Origin of the sequence: Pseudoalteromonas sp. MelDa3 (assembly GCF_002863625.1) — a bacterium.
Classification (GTDB): Bacteria; Pseudomonadota; Gammaproteobacteria; order Enterobacterales; family Alteromonadaceae; genus Pseudoalteromonas; species Pseudoalteromonas arctica.
In genome coordinates this window covers 1-5758 of record NZ_PJBR01000138.1, presented here as the reverse complement: position 1 = coordinate 5758, position 5758 = coordinate 1, and the positions used below count along the sequence as shown (strand labels likewise).

The following is a 5758-nucleotide window of genomic DNA, read 5'->3' as shown; positions in this document are numbered from 1 at the left end:
TAAAGATTAAGGAATATTACGAAATGGGACTTTTTAATAAGATCAAAACTCAAGCAAGCACTATTGGCTCAAATATTAGTGACTCTACATCAAAACTAAGTAGTGATATTGCTACTTCAGCAAAAGAAAACGCAAAACTTTCAGCGATTCGTTCAGAAATCACTTCAATCGAAGGTCAGCTTAATATTGGTTACAAAGATATTGGTAAAAAATATGTTGAGAACCTTTTAGCTAACCAAGGTGAAAATGTTGAAGTTGCTTTACAAGAGCCTTTATCAAGAATAGAACCTCTTTTAGAGAAAAAGATTGAGCTTGAAGATGAAGCCATTGAAATCGAAAAGAAAATAAAAGATCAAATTATAATTCAAGAAAAAGCAATTTTTCAAAAAGAATATGATCAAGAAAAAGAGAAGTTAGAAAAAGCAGTAAAACTTGATGTTTTATCTAAAGAAGAAATGGAAGAAAAGTTAGCTAAAGCACGTTTAAAACTAGATAACTTTGACAACATTCGCAAGCTTAAAAAGCAAGAAGAAATGGGTTTGATTACTAAAACAGAATTAGCTGAAAAATTAGCTGCATTCGGTGCCTAGTTAAACGTTTAAGCCACATATTACTATGTGGCTTATTATTTAATTAACTTTGGCAATTAACTACAACACGACCACGAATCTTACCTTCCATAAGTTGCTCTGCGTTATCGATTACGTGTTCGAGTGATATTTCTGTCGAAATTTTATCTAAATAATCGGCGCTTACTAATTTAGCTAAACGATCCCGTGCTTCAATTCTGTCGGCTTTAGGGCGCATTACGCTATCAATTCCTATAAGAGATACACCACGTAATATAAAGGGTGCCACCGATGCTGGTAAATCCATACCTTGTGCAAGTCCGCAGGCGGTTACTACGCCACCATATTTTAATGATGCACAAATATTGGCAAGTGTATGGCTACCTACTGAATCTATTGCCGCTGCAAATCGCTCTTTTTGCAAAGGCTTACCCGGGTTTGAAAGCTCATTTCGGTCAATTATTTGTGAAGCGCCTAACTCTTTTAAATACTCACTTTGATCTAATCGACCCGTTGCCGCTGTTACGTTAAACCCAAGTTGGTTTAATAAATAAATAGCAAAGCTGCCTACGCCACCATTGGCACCTGTTACCAGTATTTCGCCAGATTCAGGCGTAATACCTTGTTTTTGAAGCGCTATAACACTTAGCATGGCGGTATAACCGGCTGTACCTATTTGCATCGCTTGCTTTGGTGAAATACCAGTAGGTAAGGGGATTAACCAATCGCTATTAAGTGCTGCTTTTTGAGCAAGCCCGCCCCAATGTTTTTCACCTACACCAAAGCCATTTAATATTACGTTATCGCCGTTTTTAAATTCATCGCTGGTGGAATTTGTAACCGTACCCACTAAATCAATACCTGGCACCATAGGAAAACTGCGTACAACGGGGCCTTTGCCAGTAATTGCTAAACCATCTTTATAGTTAAGTGTGCTGTATAGCACGTCGATAGATACGTTTTCGTTTGGTAAATCACTATTTTCGATAGTTGATAATGAAGCGCTATAGTTATTATCTTCTTTATTAATAACAATGGCTTTAATTGGGTTACTCATGGGATATCCTTTTAGACCGATCGTCTTTTAATTGGTAAATAAAAACGCATTAGGTTAATAATGCGCGTAAAAACATTTCTGTATACAAAGTAAGTGGAGTATTTGATTTTGTGAGCTTGGCGCGCATAACAGCACCTTCCCAACCAATCCAAAAGTACTCACTCATCAATTTTGTATTTACATGGCTTGCAATAGTGCCTTGTTGCTTAGCTTGGTTTAAGCAAACCTCTACATAGTTTTGCCAAGCTGTGTAGCTTTGCATTAATCTGGTTTTAAACTCTTCACTTAAATGGTTAAGCTCTTGATTTAAGTTACCGACTAAACAGCCACGTTTGTAATCGTATTTTTTCATCCCTTTAATTGCGCTTTGAGTAAAATTAACGATTCGCTCAAGTGGGGGAACATCTTCTTGCTTTAGGTAATGGGTAAGCTTGGCAATAAAATAACTGTCGTATGCATCAACTAACGCAATACCGTAGGCTTCTTTACTTTTAAAGTAATGATAAAAAGAGCCTTTAGGTACAGCCGCTTTTTTTAAAATAGTATCGAGCCCCGTGGCGCTAAAGCCAAATTCGGTTAGGGTTTCTAGGCCCGTGCGAATAAGTAACGCTTTTGTATCGGCGTTTTCTCTGGCTATTTTAGGTGGGCGACCACGGCGTATTGGTGTTGATGTATTTTTGTTCATGAACCTATATTAGACCGATCGACTTTAAATAATCAAGTGTAAATTTAAATTGTTTAAAAATAGTTCAAATTTAGGGGCGGGCTACTAACTTAAGATTAATGAAATAAAAGTGTCACGATTACATTTTTGTTTGGAACTTAGTCAATATTAGTCGGTCACAATTAAAGCACACAAGTGCTTTTTAGCGATTATTAAATCGCCAATTTGTTATTACGAACCGGTCAAATTAAATGTTGTATGACCACTTACTTTTTTAAATGTTAATTCATTTTTGCATCAGCAGCTTAGTTAAAGTCAAACAATTTAATTGCTTTTACGATTTGAATTTTACATTTTTATTAACTATTCATTAAATGTAGATTTCACTAATGCTACACAATATATAAATAAAAAGGTGAGGATATTACCGATGAAGAGACAGAAAAGAGATCGTTTAGAAAGAGCTCATTCTCAAGGTTTTAAAGCAGGTTTAGCAGGTCGCTCAAAAGAGCTATGCCCTTATCAACAAGTAGATCCAAAATCAGAGTGGTTAGGAGGTTGGCGTGAAGCGATTGAAAACCGCAACATGTACAAAACCTAAAATCAATAATCGAATTTAAGCAAAAAGGCCTCCAATGTGGAGGCCTTTTTGTTTGTGCATTTAAAAATTAAAATGCGCTAGTGTCTTGGAACAAGCCCACTTTTAAATCTTTTGCTTCGTAGATTACTCGGCCATCTACTTCTACAGTGCCGTCAGCAACGCCCATAAACAATTTACGTTTAATTACGCGTTTCATTACAAGGCGGTAAGTTACTTTTTTATTAGTTGGTAAAATTTGGCCAGTAAATTTAACTTCACCCACACCTAACGCACGGCCAAGACCAGGACCACCAGACCAACCTAAGTAAAAACCAACTAGTTGCCACATAGCATCTAAGCCTAAACAACCTGGCATTACTGGGTCGCCTTTAAAATGGCAATCGAAAAACCAAAGGCTAGGGTCAATATCAAGCTCAGCAACAATCTCGCCTTTACCATGAATTCCGCCATCAGCAGTAATAGAGGTAATGCGGTCCATCATTAACATGTTGTCACTTGGTAAACGGCAGTTGCCTTCACCAAACATTTCACCTTGACCGCAAAGGATCAAATCTTCTTTTGTATAGCTATTTTTAGGTTCCATAACACTTATCTTCGCTTAGAAATTGCCAAGTACTTTAGCGTACACTTGTACGCTAAACAACTCGGAGCAGTTAAAAAATCAAAATATTGCATATTAAATCACCAATTAATCAGCGCGATTGGTTTTTGCACTATAAAACCGCGCAATTACAATCAGAAATCATTATAATTAGCGCTGTCTTATAACCAGTCTAAAGGAAGTTTATGATCCTTTTTGTTAACTCACTAACTGTGATTGATTTTTCTTACTTATGTAACAAACGCGGCGCCGTTGGCGAGAGCTGGATTGTTGATTTAACTTTGCACGGTAAACTTAACGAAGAGTCTATGGTTTTAGACTTTGGTTTAGTTAAAAAGCAAATTAAAGGCATTATAGATGAGTGTATTGATCACCGATTAGCAATTCCTACGGGCCTTAATGGTACTGTATCTGAATTTGACGAGCATAAAACACTCGACTGTACATTTGGTGAAACCAACCACTTGGCTATGAGTGCTCCTCATCAAGCTTATTGCATGATTAACGCAAACGAAGTCACTGTTGAATCGGTAACTGAATTTTTAATTGCGACTATTTTACCAAAGCTACCAGATAACATTGAAAAAATTGAGTTGTCTCTTAAGCCTGAGCACAGCCAAAGCTTTTACTATCATTACAGCCATGGCCTTAAAAAGCATGACGGTAACTGCCAGCGTATTATTCATGGGCATCGTTCTCAAATTGGTATTAGCCTAGATGGCATCTCTATGCCGCGCTTGCAAAAAGAATGGTCTCAAAAGTGGGAAGATATTTACTTAGCCACTAGTGAAGATCAAATTAACGCACCTGATTTAAAACACCTAACAGCCAAAGCGGATGATGTATGTTTTGCTTACACATCGGCACAAGGCTATTTTGAAATGGCTATAAGCGAGTCTCGTTGCGACATTTTACCAGTAGACACCACTGTAGAATGCATTGCTGAACATGTAGCTGGCCAAATTAAAGCCCAATACCCAGAAAAAGCAGTAAAAGTTACCGCTTATGAAGGGGTTGGAAAAGGATCGATTAGTTATGTTTAAAACACTTATAGCAACAGCGCTTGTCGCCTCTGCTAGCTTTAGTGCTATAGCGCTTGAGTTAAAAGGGCATTTAACACAAGGCGGTTTAGTTACAGGTAAGCTAGAAAACGCTAAATCAGTAAGTTTAGATGGCAAAAGCTTAAAGCTTTCGCCAAATGGTGATTTTGTATTTGGTTTTGGTCGTGACGCAGAAACTACTCATACTTTAAAATGGGTAGATAACAATGGTAAACCGCATTCACAATCGATAGCTATTACTAAGCGCGAGTACAAAATTGATAAAATTACTGGTGTAGCTAAAAAGTATGTATCTCCGCCAAAGGAAGTCAGTGCACGTATAAGCCGCGAAGCTGTTGCTGTTCGTAAAGCGAGAGAAGTTGACTCTGATTTACTGTACTTTTTAGACCCTGTGTTAAAGCCTGCAGAAGGGCGTATATCGGGTGTGTATGGCAGCCAACGTTATTTTAATGGTGAGCCTCGTCGCCCACACTTTGGCTTAGACATCGCTAATAAAACAGGCTCTCCTGTTTATGCTCCTATTAGTGGCACAGTGGTATATGCCGAACCTGATTTATACTACTCAGGCGGTACATTAATTATTGATCATGGTCATGGTATTACCTCAACTTACATTCATTTAAGTAAGCTTGATGTAAAAGTGGGTGATAGCATTGAGCAAGGTAACAAAGTGGCTGAAATTGGTGCAACAGGACGTGTAACGGGTCCTCACCTAGATTGGCGTTTTAACTGGAAAGGCGAACGCCTTGATCCTGCATTACTAATGCAAGATACATTAGCAAACAAAAAGTAGAAACTATGACTGACGTAAATCGCGATGCAATAATTGCTCAGCGTATTGAAGACTCAACCACATCGGTAACTAAAACAGTGTTTCCAGGGCGCACCAATCATCACAATACATTATTTGGTGGTGATGCACTGGCGTGGATGGATGAAGTGGCATTTATAGCAGCGACTCGTTTTTGTCGTAAGCCTTTGGTTACTATATCTTCCGATAGAGTTGATTTTAAAGAAGCGATACCAGCAGGTACGTTTGCAGAGTTAATAGCTAAAGTAGTGCATGTAGGTAATACCAGCTTAAAAGTTGATGTAGATATACTATTAGAAACTATGCACAGGGACGATAAGCACTCTGCTATTAGTGGTAGCTTTACGTTTGTTGCAGTCGATGATAATCACAGACCAACACCTGTGGTATGCGA

General features: G+C 38.0%; 8 protein-coding genes. 5 read left to right on the top strand and 3 right to left on the bottom strand.

Annotated features, from left to right (window positions below; translation table 11 throughout):
* On the top strand, positions 1–590 hold a 590-nt coding region (locus CXF89_RS18020), incomplete at its 5' end, for a hypothetical protein (RefSeq protein WP_257983243.1).
* Between the two features lie 43 nt (positions 591–633).
* On the opposite strand, the gene CXF89_RS18015 is transcribed toward CXF89_RS18020, so the two are convergent.
* Both CXF89_RS18015 and CXF89_RS18010 read right to left on the bottom strand, forming a co-directional pair.
* Entirely contained in the window at positions 634–1626 is a 993-nt protein-coding gene (locus CXF89_RS18015; RefSeq protein WP_121955367.1) for an acrylyl-CoA reductase (NADPH), read from the bottom strand.
* A 49-nt stretch (positions 1627–1675) separates the two neighbouring features.
* The gene (locus CXF89_RS18010; RefSeq protein ID WP_121955366.1) at positions 1676–2311 is read right to left on the bottom strand and encodes an acrylate utilization transcriptional regulator AcuR; all 636 of its coding nucleotides are present in this window, start codon (positions 2309–2311) and stop codon (positions 1676–1678) included.
* Positions 2312–2720: 409 nt separating this feature from the next.
* Between CXF89_RS18010 and rmf the strand changes: the two genes are divergently transcribed.
* Positions 2721–2891 (top strand): ribosome modulation factor, encoded by a 171-nt coding sequence (gene rmf / locus CXF89_RS18005; RefSeq protein ID WP_002960897.1) that lies wholly within the window; start codon positions 2721–2723, stop codon positions 2889–2891.
* Positions 2892–2958: 67 nt separating this feature from the next.
* Here rmf and fabA read toward each other — a convergent pair whose 3' ends face one another.
* Complete coding sequence (gene fabA / locus CXF89_RS18000) at positions 2959–3474, bottom strand: bifunctional 3-hydroxydecanoyl-ACP dehydratase/trans-2-decenoyl-ACP isomerase (RefSeq protein ID WP_007582756.1); 516 nt, start codon at positions 3472–3474, stop codon at positions 2959–2961.
* Between the two features lie 203 nt (positions 3475–3677).
* On the opposite strand from fabA, the gene CXF89_RS17995 reads away from it, so the two are divergent.
* From CXF89_RS17995 to CXF89_RS17985, 3 genes are all read left to right on the top strand, one after another.
* Positions 3678–4535, top strand: coding sequence for a 6-carboxytetrahydropterin synthase (locus CXF89_RS17995; protein WP_121955365.1), 858 nt, complete (start codon positions 3678–3680; stop codon positions 4533–4535).
* Positions 4528–5346: a M23 family metallopeptidase gene (locus CXF89_RS17990; RefSeq protein ID WP_121955364.1), complete on the top strand. Its 819-nt coding sequence runs from the start codon at positions 4528–4530 to the stop codon at positions 5344–5346. Before CXF89_RS17995 ends, CXF89_RS17990 begins: the two co-directional genes overlap by 8 nt.
* Positions 5347–5351: 5 nt before the next feature.
* Positions 5352–5758 (top strand): acyl-CoA thioesterase (locus CXF89_RS17985; protein ID WP_145990838.1); only part of this gene is annotated, 407 nt, incomplete at its 3' end.